Annotated in this window: 21 protein-coding genes and 1 tRNA gene; 14 read left to right on the forward strand and 8 right to left on the reverse strand. The window is 62.9% G+C overall.

What is annotated here, in order from left to right; translation table 11 throughout:
* Positions 1 to 167: 167 nt before the first annotated feature.
* Positions 168 to 3,623 carry a bifunctional proline dehydrogenase/L-glutamate gamma-semialdehyde dehydrogenase PutA gene (gene putA, locus BLR85_RS02660; protein WP_093148884.1) on the reverse strand — a complete coding sequence of 1,152 codons (3,456 nt, stop codon included), beginning with the start codon at positions 3,621 to 3,623 and terminating at the stop codon, positions 168 to 170.
* A 125-nt stretch (positions 3,624 to 3,748) separates the two neighbouring features.
* On the opposite strand from putA, the gene BLR85_RS02665 reads away from it, so the two are divergent.
* A complete protein-coding gene (locus tag BLR85_RS02665; protein WP_093148888.1) occupies positions 3,749 to 4,213 on the forward strand; it encodes an Lrp/AsnC family transcriptional regulator in 465 nt (154 codons plus the stop codon).
* Positions 4,214 to 4,223: 10 nt separating this feature from the next.
* Here the strand turns inward: BLR85_RS02665 and BLR85_RS02670 are convergent, their stop codons facing one another.
* Both BLR85_RS02670 and BLR85_RS02675 read right to left on the reverse strand, forming a co-directional pair.
* Positions 4,224 to 4,556, reverse strand: a complete 333-nt coding sequence (locus tag BLR85_RS02670) for a hypothetical protein (RefSeq protein WP_093148891.1) — start codon at positions 4,554 to 4,556, stop codon at positions 4,224 to 4,226.
* 110 nt (positions 4,557 to 4,666) lie between these two features.
* Complete coding sequence (locus BLR85_RS02675; protein ID WP_093148896.1) at positions 4,667 to 5,689, reverse strand: LacI family DNA-binding transcriptional regulator; 1,023 nt, start codon at positions 5,687 to 5,689, stop codon at positions 4,667 to 4,669.
* Between the two features lie 201 nt (positions 5,690 to 5,890).
* Here BLR85_RS02675 and BLR85_RS02680 point away from each other — a divergent pair, with 201 nt between their 5' ends.
* From BLR85_RS02680 to BLR85_RS02695, 4 genes are all read left to right on the forward strand, one after another.
* Entirely contained in the window at positions 5,891 to 6,874 is a 984-nt protein-coding gene (locus tag BLR85_RS02680) for a Bug family tripartite tricarboxylate transporter substrate binding protein (protein ID WP_093149197.1), read from the forward strand.
* Between the two features lie 131 nt (positions 6,875 to 7,005).
* On the forward strand, positions 7,006 to 7,476 hold the full coding sequence (locus tag BLR85_RS02685) for a tripartite tricarboxylate transporter TctB family protein (protein ID WP_093148901.1): 471 nt from the start codon (positions 7,006 to 7,008) through the stop codon (positions 7,474 to 7,476).
* 12 nt (positions 7,477 to 7,488) lie between these two features.
* Complete coding sequence (locus BLR85_RS02690; RefSeq protein WP_093148905.1) at positions 7,489 to 8,994, forward strand: tripartite tricarboxylate transporter permease; 1,506 nt, start codon at positions 7,489 to 7,491, stop codon at positions 8,992 to 8,994.
* Between the two features lie 5 nt (positions 8,995 to 8,999).
* A complete protein-coding gene (locus BLR85_RS02695) occupies positions 9,000 to 9,809 on the forward strand; it encodes an HpcH/HpaI aldolase family protein (protein WP_093148909.1) in 810 nt (269 codons plus the stop codon).
* A gap of 280 nt (positions 9,810 to 10,089) precedes the next feature.
* Here the strand turns inward: BLR85_RS02695 and BLR85_RS02700 are convergent, their stop codons facing one another.
* A complete protein-coding gene (locus tag BLR85_RS02700; protein ID WP_093148914.1) occupies positions 10,090 to 10,476 on the reverse strand; it encodes an ester cyclase in 387 nt (128 codons plus the stop codon).
* Between the two features lie 268 nt (positions 10,477 to 10,744).
* Positions 10,745 to 11,317, reverse strand: a complete 573-nt coding sequence (gene mepK / locus BLR85_RS02705; protein ID WP_093148919.1) for a peptidoglycan L,D-endopeptidase MepK — start codon at positions 11,315 to 11,317, stop codon at positions 10,745 to 10,747.
* Between the two features lie 363 nt (positions 11,318 to 11,680).
* Between mepK and BLR85_RS02710 the strand changes: the two genes are divergently transcribed.
* From BLR85_RS02710 to BLR85_RS02725, 4 genes are all read left to right on the forward strand, one after another.
* Entirely contained in the window at positions 11,681 to 13,285 is a 1,605-nt protein-coding gene (locus tag BLR85_RS02710; RefSeq protein ID WP_093148924.1) for a L,D-transpeptidase family protein, read from the forward strand.
* 247 nt (positions 13,286 to 13,532) lie between these two features.
* Positions 13,533 to 14,624 carry a UDP-3-O-(3-hydroxymyristoyl)glucosamine N-acyltransferase gene (lpxD, locus tag BLR85_RS02715; protein ID WP_093148929.1) on the forward strand — a complete coding sequence of 364 codons (1,092 nt, stop codon included), beginning with the start codon at positions 13,533 to 13,535 and terminating at the stop codon, positions 14,622 to 14,624.
* Between the two features lie 34 nt (positions 14,625 to 14,658).
* Positions 14,659 to 14,928 carry an acyl carrier protein gene (locus BLR85_RS02720; protein ID WP_093148933.1) on the forward strand — a complete coding sequence of 90 codons (270 nt, stop codon included), beginning with the start codon at positions 14,659 to 14,661 and terminating at the stop codon, positions 14,926 to 14,928.
* Positions 14,925 to 16,133, forward strand: coding sequence for a beta-ketoacyl-[acyl-carrier-protein] synthase family protein (locus tag BLR85_RS02725; RefSeq protein ID WP_093148939.1), 1,209 nt, complete (start codon positions 14,925 to 14,927; stop codon positions 16,131 to 16,133). The genes BLR85_RS02720 and BLR85_RS02725 overlap by 4 nt, the downstream gene beginning before the upstream one ends.
* 305 nt (positions 16,134 to 16,438) lie before the next feature.
* Here BLR85_RS02725 and BLR85_RS02730 read toward each other — a convergent pair whose 3' ends face one another.
* Positions 16,439 to 17,116, reverse strand: coding sequence for an invasion associated locus B family protein (locus BLR85_RS02730; RefSeq protein WP_093148943.1), 678 nt, complete (start codon positions 17,114 to 17,116; stop codon positions 16,439 to 16,441).
* A gap of 445 nt (positions 17,117 to 17,561) precedes the next feature.
* Between BLR85_RS02730 and BLR85_RS02735 the strand changes: the two genes are divergently transcribed.
* Positions 17,562 to 19,106, forward strand: coding sequence for a helicase HerA-like domain-containing protein (locus tag BLR85_RS02735; protein WP_093148948.1), 1,545 nt, complete (start codon positions 17,562 to 17,564; stop codon positions 19,104 to 19,106).
* A gap of 132 nt (positions 19,107 to 19,238) precedes the next feature.
* Here BLR85_RS02735 and BLR85_RS02740 read toward each other — a convergent pair whose 3' ends face one another.
* Both BLR85_RS02740 and BLR85_RS02745 read right to left on the reverse strand, forming a co-directional pair.
* A complete protein-coding gene (locus BLR85_RS02740; protein WP_093148952.1) occupies positions 19,239 to 20,540 on the reverse strand; it encodes an HlyC/CorC family transporter in 1,302 nt (433 codons plus the stop codon).
* 99 nt (positions 20,541 to 20,639) lie between these two features.
* Positions 20,640 to 21,119 carry a Hint domain-containing protein gene (locus BLR85_RS02745; protein ID WP_170844434.1) on the reverse strand — a complete coding sequence of 160 codons (480 nt, stop codon included), beginning with the start codon at positions 21,117 to 21,119 and terminating at the stop codon, positions 20,640 to 20,642.
* Between the two features lie 220 nt (positions 21,120 to 21,339).
* Here BLR85_RS02745 and BLR85_RS02750 point away from each other — a divergent pair.
* From BLR85_RS02750 to BLR85_RS02765, 4 genes are all read left to right on the forward strand, one after another.
* A tRNA-Leu gene (locus tag BLR85_RS02750) sits at positions 21,340 to 21,424 on the forward strand.
* Positions 21,425 to 21,537: 113 nt separating this feature from the next.
* The gene (gene tig, locus BLR85_RS02755) at positions 21,538 to 22,875 is read left to right on the forward strand and encodes a trigger factor (RefSeq protein ID WP_093148960.1); all 1,338 of its coding nucleotides are present in this window, start codon (positions 21,538 to 21,540) and stop codon (positions 22,873 to 22,875) included.
* 120 nt (positions 22,876 to 22,995) lie between these two features.
* On the forward strand, positions 22,996 to 23,592 hold the full coding sequence (locus BLR85_RS02760; protein WP_093148964.1) for a GNAT family N-acetyltransferase: 597 nt from the start codon (positions 22,996 to 22,998) through the stop codon (positions 23,590 to 23,592).
* Between the two features lie 56 nt (positions 23,593 to 23,648).
* Complete coding sequence (locus tag BLR85_RS02765) at positions 23,649 to 24,029, forward strand: hypothetical protein (RefSeq protein WP_093148968.1); 381 nt, start codon at positions 23,649 to 23,651, stop codon at positions 24,027 to 24,029.
* Positions 24,030 to 24,118: the final 89 nt, after the last annotated feature.

Here is a 24,118-nt window from a genome sequence, read left to right on the forward strand (position 1 = left end):
GCAGTAATATGGCAAGCGGCAAAACGATTTGCCGTTGTTCCGCAACGGCATGTGGTGTTGGCCGCCCGCCCGGAAGGACGGGCAGCGCTTGCGCAATTTCGACGCCTTGGCGTTTGCAGCGGCAGTTGTCGGCCGATGAAACCGCTCCGCGCTCAGGAAAGCGGTGCCTATTCCGCGACGGCGGCCAGCAGCGCTGCGTTGCCGCCCGAGGCGGTGGTGTCCACGCAGAGATGGCGTTCGAGGTGGAAGGCGGAGGCCGGGTTGCGGCCGGTCAGAATTGGCAGGATCGCGCCCTTGCGTGCGGCCAGCTCTTTACGCATCGCGCGCGCAGCGGTCTCGTCTCCCCACCACAGAACGGCGCCGAAACCGTCCAGCCCACCAAGCGCCTCTGCCGACAGCGTTCCATTCACCGGAACCGGCACCGCGCCGGCGTCTCGCACGAGCGCGGCTTGCGCCTCCACTGCGGCGTTTCCGGGGCCGAGGCAGAGAACCGGAGCGCGGGGCAGGGTTGTCAGGCGGTTCAGCTCGCCGGTGGGCCCGGGCATTTCGGTTTGTCGAAGGACGGGCTGTTCCTTCCGTGCGGCATTGAGGGCGGTCTGCAGATCGTCCGGGTTGACGCCGGTCGCGAAAGCGTCCGTCTCCGTTTCGGACGCCGGTACGGCGGTGAATTTCGGCAGGTAGTCGGGTCCGCCCGCCTTGGGCCCTGTCCCCGACAGCCCCTCGCCCCCGAAAGGCTGCGAGCCGACGACGGCACCGATCTGGTTGCGGTTGACATAGAGGTTACCCGCCGTCACCCGGTCCACCACCGATTGCACGCGGTCGTCGATCCGGGTGTGAAGGCCGAAGGTCAGGCCATAGCCGGTGGCATTGATCCGGTCGATCACCTTGTTCAGCTGGGCGGCCTTGAAGGTCGCAACATGCAGCACCGGGCCGAAGATCTCGCGCCCGAGATCCTCGATTCCATCCACGCGGATCACGGCGGGGCCACAGAAGCGGCCACCGGACGGCGCGCGCAGGCGGTAGACGAGCCGACCTTCCTCTGCAGCCTTGGCCACATGGGCGTCGATCATAGCCTGGGCCTCGGCGTCGATCACCGGGCCGATATCGGTAGCGAGCTCCCAAGGCGCGCCCATCTGCAGGCATTGCATCGCGCCCTTGAGCATCTTCAGCAGGCTCTCGGCGATGTCCTCCTGCACGTAGAGGCAACGCAGCGCCGAGCAGCGCTGGCCCGCGCTCTGGAAGGCGGAGGCGAGGATGTCGCGCACGGCTTGCTCGGGCAGGGCGGTGGAATCGACGATCATGGCGTTCAGCCCGCCGGTTTCGGCAATGAGCGGGGCGGAGGGGGCGAGGTAGGCGGCCATGGAGCGGTTGATGATCTGCGCGGTGTCGGTGCCACCGGTGAAGCAGACGCCATCTACGCGCGCATCGGATGTGAGCGCCGCACCGACCGTCTCGCCACGACCGGGCAGCAATTGCAACGCGGAGCCGGGAACCCCGGCCTCCAGCAGCAGCCTTACGGCGGCGGCGGCGATAAGCGGGGTCTGTTCGGCGGGCTTTGCGATCACGGCATTGCCGGCAGCGAGCGCGGCCGAGAGCTGGCCGGTGAAGATCGCCAGCGGGAAGTTCCACGGGCTGATACAGGCGAAAGTGCCGAGGGCGGGCTGGTCCAACAGCTCGATGCGGGAGGCGTAGTAGCGTAGGAAATCCACCGCCTCGCGCAGTTCACCCACGGAATCCAAAAGTGTCTTCCCGGCCTCGCGGGCGGCAAGCGCGAAGAACAGTCCGAAATTCTCTTCGTAGAGATTGGCCGCCCGCCGCAGGGTGGCCGCGCGCTCGAAGGGGGCGGCGTCCCATGGCTTGGCGGCAGCCAGCGCCGCTTCGATGGTGGAGGCATCGGCCTCCACGACGGTGCCGACGATATCGGCCGGATCGGCGGGGTTCACGATCTCCTGCCCATCGCCGGTATATTCCCGACCTTCCACGATCGGGCCAGCCGTGAAACGGGCGGTGCGGTGCGGCGCGCGGGCAGCGTCGATCCCGGCGAGCTCGCCTGCGTCGGTGATGTCCCAACCGCGCGCATTCGTGCGGCCCTCGCCGAAGATATCTGCGGGTTTCGTGACTGGCGTGGGCCGCGCGAGCGCGGCTTCGGCCTCGGCGAAAGGATCGCGGGCGACCACGCTGGCGGGCACCTCCTCGTCGACAATCTGGTTGACGAAGGAGGAGTTCGCGCCGTTTTCCAGCAGCCTGCGGACGAGATAGGCCAACAGGTCGCGATGCGCACCGACGGGGGCGTAGATCCGGCAGCGGGTTCCCTCGCGGTCCTTGACGATCTGGTGCAGCCGCTCGCCCATGCCGTGCAGTCGTTGGAGTTCATATGTCTGCTTGTCCGCTCCCATATGCAGGATGGCCTCTACCGAATGGGCGTTATGGGTGGCGAATTGCGGATAGATCCGGTCCGTCGCGTTGAGCAGCCGGCGGGCGCAGGCGATATAACTCACATCGGTGAGCGGTTTGCGGGTGAAGACGGGGAAGCCTTCGAGCCCGAGCACCTGCGCGCGCTTGATCTCCGCATCCCAATAGGCGCCCTTGACCAGCCGCACGGTGAAGCGGCGATCAAGCTCGTTTGCCAGCGCGACGATCCAGTCGATGGCCGCCGTGGCGCGGGGCCCGTAGGCCTGCACCACGGTGCCGAACCCATCCCAGCCAGCCAGGCGCGGATCGCGAGCGACGGCTTCGAACACATCGAGTGTCAGCTCCAGCCGGTCGGCCTCCTCGGCGTCGATATTGAGCCCCATGCCGGCATGTTTGCAGGCCAGCGTCAGGTCGCGGACGCGCGGCACAAGCTCGCGCATGACCCGGTCGCGCTGGCCGACCTCAAACCGCGGATGCAGTGCCGAGAGTTTCACCGAGATGCCGGGATTGCGGCGGATATCGTCGCCCTTGGCCGCCGGAGATATCGCGTGGATGGCTTGCAGGTAGGCGCGATGATAGTGCAGCGCGTCGGCCTCGGTGCGGGCGGCCTCGCCCAGCATGTCATAGGAATAGCTGTAGCCCTTGGCCTCCATCTTCGCCGCGCGCTTGAGCGCCGAGTCGATGGTTTCGCCGAGGACGAACTGGTTGCCCATCTGCTTCATCGCCTGCCCGACGGCTGAACGGATCACCGGCTCGCCGAGCCGACGCATTGCGCCGCGCAGCGTTCCGGCCAGCCCCGGATGATCGCTGTCCAGCACCTTACCGGTCAGCAGCAGGCCCCAGGTCGAGGCATTGACCAGGTAGGAGGCGGATTTTCGCAGGTGCGAGGACCAGTTGGAGGGCGCGATCTTGTCCTCGATCAGCGCGTCGATCGTGGCCGCGTCCGGCACCCTGAGCAGTGCCTCGGCCAGGCACATCAGCGCGATGCCCTCGTCGGTCGACAGACCGTACTGGGCCAGAAACATCTCCATCAGGCCCGGATCGTCGGAGCCGCGAATGGCCTTCACGAGCCCTTCGGCGGATTTACAGATCGCCGCGCGGTCCTCGGGCGAGAGCGCGGCGAGCGCGGTCAGCTCGCCAAGGCGGGCCTTCTCGTTCGGCAGGGTGAGGGCGCGCAGGCGTGCGCGGACAGTGTCGAGGGTCTCGGTCATTGGGGTGGCCTGTGCAAATGAACTGATGCATTCTATCCTGTCTGGATCAGGCGGTATGGCTGTGTTTTGAAAAATGTGAGACGAATGAACCGAATTTTGCCTCCTTGTCAGGAAGATCGCCCGCGATGCCACGCAATGCCACCCCGCTTGATTCCTTCGATCACGCCATTCTGGATGTGATCTCCACCGATGGCCGGATTGCCGTCACCGACCTTGCGCGCCGGATCGGGCTGTCGAAGTCGCCAACGCAGGCGCGTCTGAAGCGGCTGGAGGCGGAGGGCTACGTGCTGGGCTACCATGCGCTGCTGGATCCGATCCGGTTGGGGCGGTCGCATGTGGCCTTTGTCGAGGTGCGGCTCTCGTCAACCAACGAAAAGGCGCTGTCGGAGTTCAACCGCGCGGTGCGCAATGTCCCGGAGGTCGAGCAATGCCACATGATCGCAGGCAATTTCGACTACCTGCTCAAGGTGCGCACCGCCGATATCGAGCGTTACCGGCAGGTCATGGCCGAGCGGCTGTCGACGCTGCCGCATGTGGCCAGCACATCGACTTATGTGGCGATGGAGGCGGTGAAGGAGGGGCATTTCTGAGCCCGCCGCGTCAGCCGCCGCATGTCTTCAGCAATGGGTGGATTGCCTTGCGCGTGCGTTTCTCGGCGATGCCGAACGTGGCGCTGTTGGGAATATAGGCGAGGCGCCCGGCGGCATATTCGATATGGCCCTTGTCATACCAGCCGCTCGGCGGGCCGGCGAGGATCTGCACATTTATCCGCCAACCCTCCGGCGTGGCCTGCGTGGTCTGCCGCAAGCCGGCGCTGTTGAGCTTGGGCAGGATGCAAGTGTAGCTCGGGCCGGGCCCGCCGCGGGTAACTTCCGCATCGGGTGACGCACAGGCGCCGAACAGGAAAATGGACAGAAGGGCCGCGCACCGCATGAAACGCCTCCTTGCTCGATCAGGCGCGCGGGGCAGGGCGCGCCGTGCCGTAAGCCTAGCGCGTTAACATTTCGTTAGCATTGATTTTTGGGGATTGTGGTTAACGCACCTTAACGTAACGGGCAGGGGCCGGTCGTTCCCCGCAGGATCAGGGAAGGCGCCACGGTCTCGTGGACGGGCGGTGCCTCCGGGCACGCGATCCGGTTCAGAAGCAGCCGCGCCGCGTCACGCCCGATCTGTTCCTTGGCCACGCGGACCGAGCTCAGCCCGGGATCGAAATAGACCGATTGCTCAAGGTCGTCATGGCCGATGATCGAGATGTCCTGGCCGACGCTGCGCCCCGCCTCGCGACAGGTCGACGCCGCCCCAAGCGCGAGAAGGTCACTGAAACAGGCCACAGCCGTCACTTCGGGGGCATGCCGCAGGATTCTGTCCATTGCCGCGCGCCCGGCTTCGAGGTTCGTTTCCCGAACCTTCTCGACCATGGCTTCCGTCAATGGCAGGTCATGCTTCTGAAGCGCCGCCGCGAATCCCTCGCAGCGGCCGGCCGCGGTCGAGGTTTGCTGGCCGCCGCCGATCCAGGCAATCCGCCGATGGCCGAGCCGCACCAATTCGTCCACGGCCAGCCCGACCCCGAGCGCATCGTCGCTGACAACATGATCGAAACCTTCATCCTCCAGCCTGCGCGTAAAGAAGACGGTAGGAAAGTTGTTCTGGACGATCGTACGCAACGTGTCCGGGCAGGTACCCTCTACCGGCGACAGCAGCAGACCGGAGGACCCCTGTTCGAGCATCCGGCGGATGAAACTGTCCTGGATCTCGCATTCCTCGTGCGCATTGCACAGCAGAACGAGCTTGTCGGACTGGCGCAGCTCCCGCTCGATGGCGGTCAGGAATTCAAGGAAGACCGGGTTGTGCAGGTCGTTGACGCAAATCGAGATATTGTCATTCGTGCCCCGCCGCAGGCTCGCGGCCTGGCGGTTATATATATAGCCAAGTTTCCGGGCGAGCGCCTTGATCTCTTCGCGCTTTGTCTCGGAGATGCGGGGATGATCGCGCAGTGCCATCGAGACGGCCGAAACCGAGACCCCGGCGGCTTCAGCGACGGTCTTCAACGTTATCCGCTTTTGCATGTCTGCTCCCTCGCGATCCCGGCCTGGGACGGTGTGCTTTGTCGCAGGCGCTCAATCGTTTGACTTCATTCTTGCTGAAACGTTTCAGCGATGCTACCCAAAATCTGCCCGGGCTCTGATTTTCACCTGGAGAGACTCGCCAGTTCGACGGAAATCGGCGGGGTCGGGGACCTGAACAACTGTGAATCTTGGGAGGATTCCATGACAAAAGCCCTCAACCGCCTTCTGGGCGCATCTGCAATCGGCCTCACGGCGCTCGTCGCGACTCAGGCCGCTGCCGAATGCGACTGGAAACCCGAACGCGCCGTGACCTACGTGGTGCCCTGGGGTGCCGGTGGCGGCACCGATGCCAACTCGCGCATGCTCGCCAGCCTTCTGAGCCAGGAATTCGGCCAGCCCTTCAACGTCGTCAACCGCACCGGCGGCAACGGCGTGACCGGCCACTCCGCCATCGCCCGTGCCAAGCCCGACGGCTACACGGTTGGTGCGGTGACCGTCGAGATCAACACCATGCACTGGGTTGGCCTGACGGATCTGACCTATGAGAACGTCACCCCGATCGCGCTCGTCGACATCGTTCCCGCCGGCTTCACCGTCGGCAAGGACTCGCCCTTCAACTCGGTGCAGGAAGTTCTCGACGCCGCCAAGGCCGAGCCCGGCAAGCTGACCGGTTCGGGCACCTCGCAGGGTGGCATCTGGCATCTCGCGCTGGCCGGTCTGCTCAATGCCGAAGGCATGGACCCCGAAGCGATCCGCTGGATCCCGTCGAAGGGCGCCGCGCCCGCGATGAAAGAACTGATGGCCGGTGGTGTGGACGTTGTGACCGTCGCCCAATCCGAAGCCAAGACGTTGATCGAACAGGGTGAACTGAAGGGTCTGGGCTACATGCATACCGAGCGTATGGCTGCCCTGCCGGATATCCCGACCACCGCCGAACAGCTGGCCTCCGGTTTCACGCTCGCCGCTTTCATCACCGTCTCCGGCCCCGAAGGCCTGGATAAAGAGATCGCCTGCTCCTACGAAAAGGCCGCTCTGAAGGTGATGGCGACCCCCGAATGGGCCGATTTCAAAGCCTCTCGTGGCGCTGATGTCGTTCTGATGGGCACTGACGATCTGAACGAATTCGTCAAGGCTTCCGATGCTTCGCTGGGTGAAACGATCAAGGCGATCGGGCTGGCCAAGTAAGAACGGGACCAAAAACAAGAACACGACTGGCGTGTCCCTATGGCGCCAATCTCCCTGTCCGGGGCGGCAACTCCCTCAACCCCCTCTCGCTGCCCCGGACCTTTTCTCGCCAATCAGACGAGACCAGACCCATGATAAATAAAGACATAATCACAGGCGTCATCCTAACCGGCGCCGGCGCATGGTTTGCCTGGGAGGCGCAATCCTTCCCGACCATGGGCGGAATGACCTACGGTCCGGGCCTGTTCCCCACCATCGCCGGACTTGGCCTCGTTCTGTGCGGGGTGATGATCCTGGTAACCGGGCTCATGCAGCCAGCGGTCGAGGAAGCTCCGGCCGAGACCGGTCCGAAATCGAACTGGCCGCTGATCAACGCGCTCGCCATCATCGCCAGCGTGGTCTTCTTCGCGCTCGGGCTCGACCCACTGGGATTCCACGTGGTGGCGTTCCCCGTTCTGCTGGTTTTGCTCCTGCTGTTCCGCATCATCTGGTGGAAGGCGCTGCTGCTGGCGGTGTTCGTGACCTTCCTCGTCCACTTCATCTTCTATTCCTTCCTGCATGTGCCCCTGCCTTGGGGACTGCTGGAACCGATCGCCTGGTAAGGAGGCCGTTTCATGCTCTCAGACGTCCTTCTGACGGTACTTGCCCCGAGCAACCTGATCATCATCGCCGCGGCCACCTTCTATGGCTGTTTCGTTGGTGCGGTGCCGGGGCTGACAGCCACCATGGCGGTGGCGCTCCTGGTGCCCTTCACCTTTTTTCTCGACCCGATCCCGGCAATCTCGGCGATCGTGGCCACCACCACGACCGCCATCTTTGCAGGTGACATCTCGGGCACGCTTCTACGCATCCCCGGCACGCCGGCCTCGGCGGCCTATGTGGATGACGCGCACGCGCTCTCACAGGCAGGCAAGGCGCGGACATCGCTCTTTGTCTCGCTCATCACTGCCGCCATCGGTGGTGTGATCGGGGTGATCATCCTGATGCTCGTGGCGCCGCAACTCGCCCGCATCGCGATCAGCTTTTCCAGCTTCGAGACCTTCTGGCTGGCCTGCCTCGGCCTGACATGCGCCATCTTCGTCGGCGGCGGCACGGTGCCCAAGAGCTTTGCCTCGCTCTGCATCGGCCTGGCAATTGCCTGCGTCGGTATCGACGTGGCGGTCGGGCATCCGCGCTACACTTTCGGCACCTTCGATCTGCTGGACGGCATCTCCTTCATCCCCGCGATGATCGGTATCTTTGCCTTCTCCGAAGTTCTGCGCAACGTGCAGATCCTCGACAAACCGGCCGAAACGATCATCCACGCCACCGAAAAGGTCGGCGCGGCAATGAAGGCCGCTCTCGCGGTGGTGTTCAAGTATCCCAAGACGGTTGGCGGCTCCTCCGTGCTGGGCACGCTCGTGGGCGCGCTGCCCGGGGCAGGGGCCGACATTGCCGCCTGGATCTCCTATGCGCTGACCCGCCGGTTCTCGAAAGATCCGGAGAAATTCGGCAAGGGATCGCTCGAAGGCGTGGCCGCCGGTGGATCTGCCAACAACGCGGCCATTGGCGGCGCCTGGACACCGGCGCTCGTTTTCGGCATCCCCGGCGACTCCGTCACCGCCATCGCCATCGGCGTGCTGCTGCTGAAGGGGCTCACTCCCGGTCCGCGGATCTTCGTTGACCAGCCGGAGCTTACCTCGGCGCTGTTCGGCTCCTTCCTGGTGGCCAATATCATGATGGTGCCGGTCGGGATCCTGGCGATCCTCGCCTCCACCTTCATCCTGAAGGTGCCGCGCGCGGTCATGGCGCCGGTGATCCTGCTCTTCTCCATGGTGGGCGCATTTGCCATTGCCGGCACCGTCACGGCGATCTGGATCGTGCTCGCGCTCGGCCTGATGGGCTACTACATGGAAAAAGTCGGCATCCCGCTCGCGCCAGCCATCCTTGGTATCGTGCTAGGCAAGATCATCGAGGACAACTTCATGGTCTCGATGATCAAGGCGCAGGGCGATCTGAGCGCTTTCTTCGATAGACAATATTCGATGGTTCTCGGCATCATCACGCTTGGCCTCTGGGGACTGCTCGTCCTTCGGAGCATCCGTGAAATCTCACGGTCGAAACCGCAAACAGAAGGGTAAGTGACATGAAAGGCAGGAATTGGCTGCGCGATCAGATCGCGGGTGGTCGCTGCGTGCGCGCGATCTGGCTCGACCTGGGAATTCCGTCCATCGCGGAAGCCGCGGTCTGGGCGGGCTGGGATTGCGTTGTGATCGACAACGAGCACGGTCCCGCGGGGCTGGAGACCACGATGCACATCATCCGCGCGGTCGAGGCCGCCGGTGGCCACGCCATCGTGCGCGCGCCGTGGAACGACCAGGTCTATCTCAAGCGCCTGCAGGAGATCGGCGCAAAGTCGATCATGATCCCCATGATCTGCAGTGGCGAACAGGCGAAGGCGGCCGCAGATGCCTGCCGGTACCCGCCGCACGGCACCCGTGGCTATGCGGCACCCGTGGGTCGGGCGACGCAATACGGCACAAATACCGGCTACCTCGCGACCCATAACGAGGAAACCTTCGTGATCGCCCAGATCGAGCACAAGGACGCTATCCCCAACATCGCCGATATCGCGGCGGTCGACGGGATCGACATGCTGTTCCTCGGTCCCAACGACCTTGCGGGCACGGTTGGCCTGCTGGAGCAACTGGGCAAGCCCGAGGCCGAGGCGCTGGCCGCCGAGACGGAACGCCGGATCCTGGAGACGGACAAGCTCATGGGCACTGTCTCCCGGCCGGCCTACAACCATGCCGAGTTGAAGGAGCGTGGCCATAACCTGATCGTGGGCGAGGTGGATATCCTGCTCATCATGGAGACCTTCCGCAAGGCGAATGCCAAGATGGCCGAGGCCCTTGGCGACGAGATCGCGAAAGCGGGCGAGACGAAAAACTACTGAGGGAAGTCCGGCCGACAAAGCAAGGGCTGTGCCGCGTGGCACGGCCCTTGTTTTTTTGACCCGACGTCGACCGTTGCTGGTTAGTGGTTTGAAGCGTTGCATGCGTGGCAAGTCAACAGATGGGTCAAACAGCCCACGCGACCTGTATTGAGCCTACGTCGGGCCAAGTGCATCACTATGCTGGTCCTGCTCTGCCAAGGAGTGCCATCCAACCTCGAACCGGTTGTTAGTGGACGATACGGCGAAGGGTGCCGACGAGCCCATAACAGCCAATGACGGTTCAGATTTGGGAGGCGATAGCAGCCTTGTCTATGACAGACCAAACACTCTGGATTTTTCCATCTCGGAACTCGTAGAACACGTTCTCATCGAACCGAACCCGTTTACCGTTGACGGGGAAGCCAAAGAGCTGACCGATGGGCGTGCAGTCGAAGGCGAGGCGACTGGCGATTATCGGCGGATCACTGGCGAGATGGGTGATAGTGAAACAAAGGTCTGGAATCGCAAGGAAATCCTCAACGAGCATAGCCCGATAACCCTTTAGTCCGGTGGTCTTGCCGTTGTACTCGACTTGATCGGCAACATAGCGGTGAAGGTTTTCCCAGTCTTGTTTGTTCAAGCACGCTATATATGCACGATAAGCGCCTTTCATTTCTTCTGAGGTCATGAACTCTCCTTGGCCCCTTGGTCTTGTAGACTGAATTGAAAGTGTTCCCGCCCGCAAATTCGATTTTCGAATTGGTATGTCGGGTTAAGTCGTACCCTCAGCGAATGTCCGTACAGTCGGAAAAGTATGTACGCCGAAAGGAACACGAACCGTGTTGGTTTTGTGCCCACAACCACAAAAAGAAAATGCCAAAGACCACGCCGCCTAAAGCGGTCGTGGCCTTTCAAGGTGTGAGTGGTCTTGTCCGGTCAGGGACAGGAAGGTCGCGTTAGCCGTTCCAGCTGCGGACGACGCCGCAATCCATATGCACGAAGTTGGAGCCGCGATAGGTGCCGACACCGCCGCCGCCGCAGGCTTGAGCAGCCTTGGCGACCTGGTAGATCGAGCGATTTCCGAGGCGAAGATCGGCCGCCTGGCCCCGCATGTGGAGGGAATTCTTGGCCACGCCGCGCGAACGCGAGCGGAGCATCGCATTGGTGGCGGGCGAGCGGTAGCCCGACAGGAGCATGTAGGGCTCGGAACTGTCGGTCAGGTTATGCGCGGCGGCCATGATGTCGATCGTCCGCGTGTCGATGGTCTTGACCTCGTTGCGACGCCAGTCGCGCATGAAGGCGTTGATCTCTTTCAGCGCATCCTTGATGTAGCTTCCCTCGATCCAATAGATGGTATCCATCGTCTCGCCGGTACGGCCGTTATACATCTTCAGGCGGCGGATATCTCCCGCGCCCCGAAGGAAACCAGCTGCATTCGAAAATGTTGGCGCTGCCACAACGGCGGTCGCCGCGAACGCGGACAATATGCCACGTCGAGTAATGCCCTTAAGGGCTGACTTTTCTGTCATCGGTCCTTGCCTGTCCCGTTTCTCTTTCCGTTTCCGCTGTTTCGCGGATTATTCACACCTCATCCCCAGGCGTGCCAGATTGATGCCACAAACCGATTCTGCTTCCAAGTGCGCATTTCGCGCCGCAGGTCGGTGTGGCCTGAAATAGGCAGAAACCTGCTGAGAAAGCGCTAACAAGAGTAAATTTTCCCTTTCCTGTTCGGCATGTGCGCAAGCGAAGTGCAGGAAAGTCACATCCGCGGTGTGCGGGTGCAACAGCATCCGGGCAAGGATCTGCCCTCCGGCAGTTGGGCGTGGACTTGACCCGCAGGCTCGTGGAATGCTCGAGGAATCTTGCGAATAGGAATTTTTGAGGGATTTCCCATGTCGATCCTGACGAAACAACGGCGCCTTGCCGTCATTGTCCCAGTATTGCTGGGAGCCTTGCTGTTCATGTCGGCCTTCCCGGTGCAGGCTCAGGATACCGCTTTCCGTCAATCGGTGGCCGAGGCCTCCTATGGCAACGAGGCGGTGGGAGCTTTCTACCGAACGCGCGATTACCAGCCGATCTTTACCGGGGCCGGGGACGGGCCGCGTCGCGCCGCGCTGTTGCGCGCGCTGCAGACCGCCGACCTGCATGGCCTGCCGGCTGGACGCTATGACCCCGAAGAGCTCAAGGCGGCCTTCCGCGCCGCGAAGTCGCCACGCGCGCTCGGCAGGGCCGAGGTTCTGGCCGCCAAGATGTTCGTTCAATACGCCCAGGACATCCAGTCCGGCGCCATGACCCCGAGCAAGATCGACCGCTCCATCGTGCGCGACCTGCCGCGACGCGATCAGGTCGAACAGCTCAGGGCCTTCGCCACGGCCTCGCCCGCGGGCTATCTGAAATCGCTGCCGCCGAAGACGCCGCAATACACGGCACTTCTGGCCGAGAAGATGCGCCTGCAACATACGCTGGAAAAGGGCGGCTGGGGCGCGAGGGTGCCCGGCTCCGCCCTCAAGCCCGGCCAGTCGGGCGATGCTGTCGTGGCGCTGCGCAACCGGCTCATCGCCATGGGCTATCTCGGCCGCAGCGCCTCGCAGCACTATGACGGCAACATGCAGAAAGCGGTTCAGCAGTTCCAGCTGGCCCACGGGCTGACGCCGGATGGCGTTGCCGGCGAGGGGACGATCAAGGCGCTCAACGTGCCGGCACGGGAGCGCCTCGCCTCGGTTCTGGTCGCCATGGAGAGGGAGCGCTGGACCAATATCCCGAAGGGCGAGCGGCATATTCTCGTGAACATCCCCGAGTTCACCGCTCGTATCATCGATGACGGCAAGGTCAGCTTTGCCACGCGGGTCGTCGTGGGCAAGAACAAGGACGGGCAGCGGACGCCGGAATTCTCCGACGTCATGGAATACATGGTCATCAATCCGACATGGAACGTGCCGCGCTCCATTGCGACCAAGGAATACCTGCCGCAGTTGAAGCGGAACCCGAACGCGGTCTCGCATCTGAAACTGGTGGATTCGCGCGGGCGCACTATCAGCCGTTCGGCGGTGAATTTCGCACAATACTCGGCCTCGACCTTCCCCTTCGCGCTGAAACAGCCGCCGTCGCAGCGCAATGCGCTCGGCCAGGTGAAGTTCATGTTCCCCAACAAGTACAATATCTATCTGCATGACACGCCCTCCAAGAGCCTGTTCGCGCGCGACCGCCGCGATTTCAGCCATGGATGTGTGCGTGTCGCCGATCCGAAGGATCTCGCCTATGCGCTGCTCGCGCTTCAGAGCGACGACCCCGAGGGGCTGTTCAATACCCGCCTGCGCACGGGGGCCGAGACGCGCGTCAATCTCGACGCCACGGTGCCGGTGCATATCCAGTACCGCACTGCCTTTGCCACGCCGAAGGGCCGGATGAACTACCGCGAAGACGTCTATGGCCGCGATGCCAAGATCTGGGCGGAAATGCAAAAGGCCGGGGTGTCGCTGGAACTGCCTGGCAGCTGAGAGGGCAGTAGCGGTGGGCGGGTGCTTTACCCCCCGCGCTCTTGCGATCGCTCCCCCCAGGATATTTTCCGGAAAGATGAAGGCGGATCGGGAGTTCTGCTTTCCGGAAGGGTCATTCGTTGCCGAGAGGGTCTGTCTGAGCCCGGTTGGGTTTTGAGCGAATGGGGCGGAATGCCAAACGGCGGTTGCGGTTTTTCCCGGCTTTGCTCTACACCTGCAGCCCAGAGCGAAAGGCGGTACGAGGGCCATGCAGCATACCATCCAGAATATTGCGGATACATTGGGCGCCAAGGCGGTTGGGGATGCGTCCCTGACCATATCACGCGTTTCCGAACCGGCAAGCGCGGCGCGGGATGCGCTGGCCATCGCGATGGCGCCGGCCTACGCGGAAGGCCTCAAGGAGGGTGAGGCGCGCGCGGCGATCCTCTGGGACGGGGCGGATTGGGAGGCGATGGGGCTGGAAGCCGCCGTGCTGGTGTCGCGCCCGCGCTACGCGCTTTCGGGGCTGACGAAACTGCTCGATGTCGGGCCGGAAATCGCGCCGGGCATTCATGAAACGGCGATTGCCGACCCGAGCGCCAAGATCGGCGATGGGGCGGCGATCGGTCCTTTCGTGGTTATCGGGCGCGATGTCGTCATCGGTGTCGGCGCCCGGATTGGTGCGCATGTGTCTATCGGGGCCGATTGCCGGATTGGCAAGGACGCGCTGATACATGCCGGGGCGCGGATCGGGCGCAACGTGCGCATCGGGGATCGATTTACCTGCCAGTCCGGCGCGGCCATTGGCGGGGACGGCTTCTCCTTTGTTACGCCGCAGGCCTCCGGCATGGAGCAAGCGCGCGGCGCGATGAGCGACGAGGTGGAGAATACGGGGCATCAATGGGTAAAGATCCACTCGCTCGGCGGTGTCGAGATCGGCGACGATGTCGAGGTCGGTGCCAATTCGACCATCGATGCCGGAACCATCCGTGCGACACGGATCGGCAACGGAACCAAGATCGATAACCTGGTCATGATTGCCCATAACGTGGTTGCGGGCGAGAACTGCCTGTTCTGCGGCCTGGCTGGCGTGGCCGGTTCCACGAATATCGGGGATCGGGTGGTCATGGCGGGGCAATCCGGTGCCGTGGACAATATCACCATCGGCTCGGACGTGGTGATTTCGGCCGCCACCAAGGTGCTGTCCAACGTCCCCTCGGGCCGGGTTATGATGGGCTATCCGGCGACCAAGATCTCGAGCCAGGTCGAAAGCTACAAGGCCTTGCGGCGCCTGCCAAAGCTGGTGCGCGACGTCGCGGAGTTGCGAAAGGTTCTTTCCAAGGGGAACGGCAAGGACTAAATGTCCGGCACATGAGGAGCAGGGGAGCCGGAACATGGCCGAAAGCGTCAAGGATCAGGTGATTGCGATCATCGCGGAACAGGCGGTATTGGAGCCGGGCGACGTGAAGATGGACTCCACCCTGGAGGATCTCGGCATCGACAGCCTGGGCCTGGTCGAGAGCATCTTCTCCATCGAGGAGGCTTTTGATATCTCGGTTCCCTTCAACGCCAATGAACCCGAGCAGAGCGATTTCGATATTTCCTCGGTCGCGGCCATCATCGGCGCCGTCGAGGGCCTCGTTGCAGAGCAATCCGGATCGTGAAGCGCGTTGTCATTACCGGGCAGGGTACGATCAACGCCCTTGGAACCAACGTTCCCCAGACGTTGGAAGCGATGCGCGAGGGAAAATGCGGCATCGGCCCGCTGGAAATCCGAGATGTCGACCGGCTTGCCATCCAGATCGGCGGGCAGGTCAAGGGCTATGACCCTGACACCGAATTCAACCGTCAGCAGATCGCTCTGTACGATCGATTCACCCAGTTCACGCTGCTCGCGGCCCGTGAAGCGATTGCCCAGTCCGGCCTGAGCTTCATGGGCGATCTGGCCGCGCGCTCCGGCGTCGTGCTTGGCAATTCCGGCGGCGGCATGAACACCCTCGACGACAATTACCGCACCGTCTACGAGGAAGGGAAGAACCGTGTGCACCCTTTCGTCGTGCCCAAGCTGATGAACAACGCGGCGGCCTCCCATGTCTCGATGGAGTTCAACCTCAAGGGGCCGACTTTTACCGTCGCCACAGCCTGTGCCAGCTCCAACCACGCGATGGGCCAGGCCTTCAACCTGATCCGTTGCGGCATGGCGGAGGTCATGATTACCGGTGGCTCGGAAGCGATGCTCTGTTTCGGCGGGGTGAAGGCCTGGGAAGGGCTGCGGGTGATGTCCAAGGATGCCTGCCGCCCGTTTTCGGCCAATCGCAACGGCATGGTGCAGGGCGAGGGCGCGGCGATCTTCGTCTTCGAGGAATACGAGCACGCCAAGGCCCGCGGCGCCGAGATCATTGCCGAGGTGATTGGCTTCGCCATGACCTCCGATGCGGCCGATATCGTCATGCCCTCGAAGCAGAACGCGGCCCGGACGATGACGCTGGCCATGAAGGATGCCCGGATCAACCCGGAAAAAGTGGGCTATATCAACGCCCACGGCACCGGAACGGCGGCCAATGACAAGACGGAATGCGCGGCCGTGGCCGATGCGCTCGGCCATCATGCCAATGACCTTATGATCTCTTCGACGAAATCGATGCACGGCCACCTGATTGGCGGTACCGGTGCGGTGGAACTTCTGGCCTGCACGATGGCGCTGAAGGACGGGATCGTCGCGCCCACGATCGGTTACGAGGAGCCCGACCCGGAATGCGCGCTGGATGTCGTTCCGAATGTCGCGCGAGAGGCCAAAATCGATGTCGTCCTGTCCAATGCTTTCGCCTTTGGCGGCTTGAACGCGGTTCTGGCTCTGCGCCGGGCCTGAGGTCGAGAGTCCGATCCGTGTCCGGGCCTGGCAAGAGAACGATCCTTCGGATCATGCCTCCGGTGGAGGTATTTTTCGGAATGATGAGTAGGGCAAACCTCCAGAACATCATCTTTCAATAAATATCCCGGGGGGGAGCGCTCGAAAGAGCGCGGGGGGGGGGCGGAGCCCCCATTTTCGAAATTTGCAGTGATGCGCTTGCCTGCCAGCGAGGTCGCGCGTGTTTGAATGCCGATTGTTTAAACAGAAACGCCGCCATTGCAGGCGGCGTTGTCCTTGCTTGGTCTGCCGGTGGCAGAGCCGGCTTAGTTGCCGCCCGCGCTTTGCGCTTTGCGGATGGCTTCCTCGCTGGCCTTGTTCAACTCCGCGAGCTTGTCATAGCCGGCGGTAAAACCGGTGAGCGACATTGTCAGGTTGACCCGCTGGTCGGGGGCGCGCAGCGGGATGATGCTTGCCTCGGCCTTTGCGCCGCGCTTGAAGGCCGTCACGGCGTCGGGGGCAAAGGGAACCTGGGCCACGCAGAATTGCGGCGTGCAGTAGTTGAACTGGTGCTGGCTCTTGCGTCCGCCATCGATCGACAGAGTCAGTTGCTCGGACAGCAGGGTTTCCAGCGGTGCATAGAACGTGGCAACGGCCGGAGCGGGGCTTGCGGCGGGCAATGTCATGACTTCGACGCGCACGGCGGGATTGCCCTGGTCGAGCAGGATCTGGACCATGCGGCAGGGATCGGCTTCCAGCGTTGTGCGCAGGCATTCGATCTGCCAGTCCCCGGCCACTTCCGCGACATAGGGTTGTCCGAGAGACTGATCGGTGGACTGTTCCGTTTCCGTGGCGGCCGGCGCACCCGCGGCATCGGCCGGTTGTGACGCCTCCGCTTCGGCGGCCGGTTCTTCCGATGCCGTATCCTGGGCGATAGCGGGCAGGGCGGCGAGGGCGGCGGCCAGGGCCACGGATGTCAGGCGGGAAGACGAAAGAAAGGTCATTTTCGCTATATCGCTTCTTTGCTCGAGTTTTCCTGTTTGCTGCGTGTAACACGGGCGCGCGGTCCTGTCAGCGGCCAATGGCGCGGCGTGAGCGCTTTGACGCGGCACTCTGGCTGAAGTTGGGAACAGACTGTCGGAAGACCAACAAAAAAGGGCCCGGCTGGACCCTTTCTGCGGGTGTTTCCCCGTGGTGATTTTTCACCGATTTAGTTCTCCCTGTCGGACGGGCCGACTTGACGACGCAGACGCTATTTGCATCGGAAACATCCGTCAACAGTCAAAATTGCATCTGCCAAGATTATGATCGAAATAAAAAACTTGTATGGAAACCGGTTTCGTTCCCGTATCCCGATGCGTCGACTTGCATGCCCCAGGGCCGTTCAAGCGCTGGTGGCGGCTGTACAAAGGTGTATCGTGGCGTGCAGATTCAGGCAGGAGGCAGGGTATGAGTGAAGTTTTCGTTGGGGGTGGAGGCGAGGGATATGCCAGCCCGCAGGAATTGTTGTTGCGCTATGCGAACCGTCACGGCTTGATTGCCGGTGCGACGGGGACCGGCAAGACAGTGACGTTGCAGATCCTTGCCGAGAGCTTCTCCGCCGCCGGCGTGCCGGTTTTCCTGTCCGATGTGAAGGGCGATTTGAGCGGCATGGCCGCGTCCGGTTCGCCCGAGGGGGCGCTTCATGCGCCTTTCATGGAGCGCGCGGCGACAATCGGGCTGGATCTGCAATATGATGCCTTTCCGGTCACGTTCTGGGATCTCTTCGGCGAGCAGGGGCATCCGGTGCGCACGACGGTGGAAGAGATGGGGCCGCTCCTGCTGTCGCGGCTGCTGGAACTGTCGGAGGTGCAGGAGGGTATCCTGAATATCGCCTTCCGGGTGGCCGACGAGCAGGGGTTGCCGCTTCTGGACCTGTCGGATCTGCAGGCGCTGCTGGTCTGGGTCGGCGAGAACCGAAACGCGCTTTCGTTGCGCTACGGCAATGTCTCCACGGCCTCGGTGGGCGCGATCCAACGGCGGTTGCTGATGCTGGAAAATGAGGGAGGGGATCGGCTCTTCGGGGAACCGGCGCTCGCCCTGGAAGACCTGTTTTTGACCGACGAGGCCGGGCGCGGGCGGGTGAATATCCTGGCCTCCGACAAGCTGATGGCCGCGCCGCGCGTCTACGCGACCTTCCTTTTGTGGCTTCTCAGCGAATTGTTCGAGACCCTGCCGGAGGTGGGCGATCCGGAGAAGCCGAAGCTGGTCTTCTTCTTCGACGAGGCGCATCTGCTTTTCGAGGATGCCCCCAAGGCTCTGGTGGACAAGGTCGAGCAGGTGGCGCGCCTGATCCGCTCCAAGGGAGTGGGCGTCTATTTCGTGACGCAGAACCCGGCCGATGTGCCGGATGACATTCTGGGGCAACTTGGAAACCGGGTACAGCATGCGCTGCGCGCCTTCACCGCCAAGGACAGGCGGGCGCTGAAGCAGGCCGCTGAGACCTATCGCGACAACCCGCGCTTCTCGATCGAGGAGGCGATCCGCGAGGTCGGCACGGGGGAGGCAGTGACCTCCTTTTTGGTCAAGAAGGGGGCGCCGGGAATGGCGGAGCGTACGCTGATCCGGCCGCCATCCTCGCAACTGGGACCGCTCGATGACGCCTTGCGCGCGCAGGTCATGGCCACCTCGCCGGTCGTGGGGAAATACGACACGCTTCTCGACCGGGAGAGCGCGCGGGAGATGCTCGCGGAACGGGCCGCCAAGGCCGCGGAAGCGGCGGAGCGGATCGAGGAAGACGAGGAGGAAGCTCCGGTGGCGGAACGCGAGTACCGCTCGGCGCGGCGCTATTCCGGGGCCCGTGTAGGACGATCGACCGCCAAGCCGGCGCGGAGTTCCTCGCGCTCGGATTCCGTGGGGGAGGCCTTCGCCAAGAGCTTCGCCCGCCAGATTGGCACCCAATCGGGAAAGGCCGTGGTGCGGGGCATTCTCGGTGGGTTGTTCAAGGGACGGTAAGGCCGAACGGAGGCGCTCCCTCCCCGGCGGCTGCGCATCAAGATGCTTGCTGCCGGTTGGGGGTGGCGCGCGCCTGCGGCCGAGGCCGCAGTCATCCTTGGCCCCTTGCAGAATCAACCAATGGAGCGCGCGTCAGAGCGGGCGGATCTTGAGCTGCGTCAGGCGGTTCTGTTCGCGGGTGACCACTTCGAAGCGGAAGCCGTGGAAGGAGAAGACCTGTCCCTGCTCGGGGATTGTCTGTGCCTCGTGGATGACGAGGCCGGCAATGGTGTTAGCCTCTTCGTCGGGCAGCGTCCAGTCGGTCGCGCGGTTGAGGTCGCGGATCGTCATCGCGCCATCGATGAGATAATTCCCCGCCTCGTCGGGTAGAACGCTTTGCGCTTCTTCCTCGTCGAACTCGTCGGTGATCTCGCCCACGATTTCCTCGAGGATGTCCTCCAGCGTGATCAGCCCTTCAAGCGCACCGTATTCGTCCACGACGAGAGCAAAATGGGTGTGCCGGCGGAGGAACTCGCGCATCTGGTCGTCGAGCGTGGTGGTCTCGGGGACGAAATAGGGCTCCTTGGCGATGTCGAGCACCTGGAATTCGGCCAGCCCGCCCTCGACCGACTTCGCCTGCCGCAGCAGCCGGTCCATCTCGCGCAGCACGTCCTTGGCATGGACCACGCCGATGATGTTCTCGGGCTCCTCGCGGAAGACGGGCAGGCGGGTATAGGCGGAGGCAAGTACCTGGGTGACGATGGCCTCCGGCGCATCGGCCGAGTCGATCATTTCGATCTGGGAACGGTGGAGCATGATCTCGTCCACCATCCGGTCGCCGAGATCGAGGGCGCCGAGCAGGCGGTCGCGGTCTTCCTTTTCGACGATCCCTTCGGAATGGCCGATCTGCAGCGCGCCGACGATCTCCTCGCGCACGGACAGCATCGAGTCGGGATCGATCTTCATGCCGAACAGCCACAATACGAAACGGACGATCGCCCGGATGACGGCAACAATCGGCGACAGGACGGTGATGAACGGCCCGATGATCGGTGCCGAGCGGGCGGCGGCCGTCTCGGGGTCGTTGATCGAATAGGTCTTGGGCAGAACCTCCGAAAAGATCAGCACCAGCAGCGTCATCACCAGCGTGGCCAGCGCAACGCCGCTATCGCCGAAGAGACTGGTGAAGAGCGCCGTGGCAAGCGAGGTGGCCAGGATGTTGACGAGGTTGTTGCCCAGCAGGATGCCGCCGATCAGGCGCTCGTTATCTTCCTTGAGGTCGAGTGCGGTGGAGGCGCCGCCCGAGCCCCTGTCCGCCATCGATCGAAGCTTGCCGCGCGAGGCGGCTGTCAGCGCCGTTTCGGAGCCGGAGAAGAATCCGGACAGCACCAGCAGGCAGAAAATCCCGGCGGCGGTGATCCAGAATGTGGTGTCGGGGTTGGCAACGCTTTCCATCAAGAGCTCTTTGTTTTTCTTTGCTCTGTTATGGGGATGGATGCGCGCCGCCGCAAGATTGGCAGTTCACATTGATACGGGGATCGATGCGGGGGCGGATCAACCCTCGAAGGCCAGTTCCAGGCCGCCGGCATGCACGATCTCGTTCTCATCGAACGCGAGCCGGACGAGTTTGACCGGACCGTCCGGCTGGTACCAGCAGATCCGCTCGTGATCGACGAGATCACGCAGGGCGAAGAGACCGTCGCGGATCTCGCCTGTCAGCAGCGAGCCTTCGAAACGGCGCAGCAGGATCTTCTGATCGGGCGGCAGCAGCACGAAATCCTCGGGCCGGGCGCGGCCGAGCGCATTGGGGGCGATGCGGATCATCTTGCCGGTGAACGTGTCGAACTCCACGTCGCGCACGACTGCCGGGCCCCGGCCGCGCCGGATGACCTTGTCGCCGGGGGAGAGCAGGAACGCGGGAATCGGGCCCTGTTCGGTGTAGAGCGAGAGCGAACTGGTCAGGCCGGTTTCCTGCCGCTGCACCGGTTGCGACGGCTGGCGCCGGAGGGCGCTGCCGAGAAAGGATATGTTCATATGGCTGCTCGTGCCTTTTTTATCTTTATCGGCAGATGTTAGCCGGAAGGGTGCAATCTTCCGAGAAATATCCACAGAATTTTCCACAGAAGGCGCGAAGCGTTGCAAATCTGTGGTTTTTACTCTCGCATCCGGCATTCAGCCTTGCTAGAAGGGCGCGAATTTGGATCGGGCGGCTGCGGCGCTGTGAAATGGGCCCCGCAGTCGTTTCGGTTTCAAAGCGGATGTGGCGGAACTGGTAGACGCACCAGATTTAGGTTCTGGCGCCGCGAGGCGTGGGGGTTCGAGTCCCTTCATCCGCACCAATGACGTTTCGAGAGGAACGTCCGCATTGCTGAAGCAGCAGGGCCGGTAGCCTTCCGGATCTGGGCTTGTTGCGCCGCGGGTGTTTCGCATGTGAGGAAGGAAGAGAAGAGCCATGCAGGTCACCGAGACCCTGAACGAAGGCCTGAAGCGCGGGTACCAGATCACCATCACCGCCGATGAACTGGACGCCAAGGTCAAAGAAAAACTGACCGAGGCGCAGCCCGAGATCGAGATGAAGGGCTTCCGCAAGGGCAAGGTGCCGATGGCGCTGCTCAAGAAGCAGTTCGGCACGCGCCTGCTGGGCGAGGTCATGCAGGAAAGCGTCGATGGCGCGATGTCCGAGCACCTCGAGGCCACCGGCGATCGTCCGGCGCTGCAGCCCGAGATCAAGATGGAAGGCGAGAACTGGAAAGAAGGCGACGATGTCGTCGTTTCCATGAGCTACGAGAAACTGCCGGAAATCGAGCAGCCCGATCTCAAGGAAATCGCCCTCGAAAAGATGGTCGTGAGCGCCGATGAGGCTTCCGTCGAGGAAGCGCTGAACGGTCTGGCCGAGCAGGCCAAGAGCTTCAAGGCACGCCGCAAGGGCTCCAAGGCCAAGGAAGGCGACCAGGTCGTAATGGATTTCGTCGGCAAGGTCGACGGCGAGCCTTTCGACGGCGGTTCGGCGGAAGACTTCCCGCTGGAGCTCGGCTCGGGCCAGTTTATCCCCGGCTTCGAAGAGCAGCTGGTCGGCGTGAAGGTCAACGAGGAAGAGCCGGTCGCCGTGACCGTCACCTTCCCCGAGGAATACCAGGCCGAGCATCTCGCCGGCAAGGAAGCCGTCTTCGAATGCACGATCAAGGAAATCAAGGCACCGGCCGCGGCCGAGCTGGATGACGATCTGGCCAAGCAGTTCGGCTCCGAGAGCCTCGATGCGCTCAAGGCGCAGATCAAGGAGCGGCTCGAAGCCGAATATGCCGGCGCTGCCCGTGCCGTCATGAAGCGTGCGCTGCTCGACAAGCTGGACGACCTGGTGTCCTTCGACTTGCCGCCGACCCTGGTGGAAGCCGAGGCCAGCCAGATTGCGCACCAGCTCTGGCACGAGGAAAACCCCGATGTGCACGATCACAACCACGATCCGATCGAGCCGACCGAGGAGCATAACAAGCTGGCCGTGCGTCGTGTGAAGCTGGGCCTTCTGCTGGCCGAGCTGGGCCAGAAGAACGAGATCCAGGTCTCCGATGCCGAGATGACTCAGGCGATTCTGAATCAGGCGCGCCAGTACCCGGGCAAGGAGCGCGAGTTCTTTGAATTCGTGCAGCAGAACCAGCAGGTGCAACAACAGCTCCGTGCGCCCCTGTTCGAGGACAAGGTCATCGACTACGTCTTCGAACTGGCCACGATCACCGAGGTTGCCACCGACAAGGACAAGCTGAAGGAAGCCGTTGAGGCGCTCGACGAGGAGTGATCCTTCGCTGACCGGACGTAAGAAAGGCCGCTCCTTCCGGGGCGGCCTATTTGTTTGAAGTGCGCTGCGCGCATTGCCTCCGACGGGGATATTTGAGGTCAGAAGAAGACAGGTGGATCGATGTTGAACGAGGGGTGTCACGACGTACCGGACGGGATGCTGGCGATGGTGGTCACGCATCTGGAGATGCGCGCGCAGGTGGCGCCACGTCCGGTGCCGCAGCCCGAGGGTGTTGAACTTCGGTTCCATGAGAAACCGGATGTGGATTGGTACCGCGCGCTGTTTCGACAGATCGGAGCAGAGGAGTGGCTCTGGTTTTCCCGGCTGAGGCTGTCGCGGGACGCGCTGGAGAAGATCCTGCACCACCCGGATGTCGCGCTGTTTTCGGGGGAACGGGACGGGGAGTCGCTTGGCCTACTGGAATTGGATTTCCGGCAGGAGGGGGAATGCGAATTGGTGTTTTTCGGACTGGCGCCGCCGCTGATTGGTGGCGGTGTGGGCCGGTGGTTGATGAACAGTGCCATTGAACAAGCGTGGAGCCGCCCGATCTCGCGCTTTCACCTGCATACCTGCACGCTGGATCACCCCAGCGCACTGTCCTTCTATCGCCGTAGCGGTTTCGTGCCCTTTCGCCGGCAGGTCGAAATCGCGGCCGACCCGCGCGTTGTTGGGGAGCTGCCGGAAAGCTGCGGCCCCCATATGCCACTCATTCGCTGAGATTGCGCGGTTCAAGCCGCCCGCCTAGGCTGGTGTCAGGCATGGGAGGGCTCGGGATGAAACGACGCGTTTTTGCGGCCATTTGCGCGATCCTTGCGGGAAACAGCGCCTGCGCCGAGAGATTCTATGGAACGCTGGTGTCGCCGGTGAGCGGGGCCGGCCTGCCGGCGGCGTTCGAGATCCGGGCGGATGGCGCGCTCGACTATTGTTTTCAGGAGGTTGAGACGAATTGCTATCTACTGCCGCTGGAAATGCTGGAGGCCGGTGCATTCCGGGCATGGGTCGTGAATGTGAGGACAGTGGACGGTGTCGAGACGCGACATGCCAATATCTGGACATGGACACCGATTGACGGCGGCTATCACGGGCGCTTCGAAATCCAGATTGAAGACGGCTCTCCGGAATTGAAATCGGAAGGCGATTTCTTTCCGCGATAGGCGGCAATGGGCCTCCGTCGCCAGTCCCGGCTGGACGGTCTGATGTCCGGGCTGGGGGTGTTTCAGCGAACAGACCAATTGCACGCCGT

The organism is Aliiruegeria lutimaris, from assembly GCF_900099935.1.
In the GTDB taxonomy this organism is placed as follows: Bacteria; Pseudomonadota; Alphaproteobacteria; order Rhodobacterales; family Rhodobacteraceae; genus Tropicimonas; species Tropicimonas lutimaris.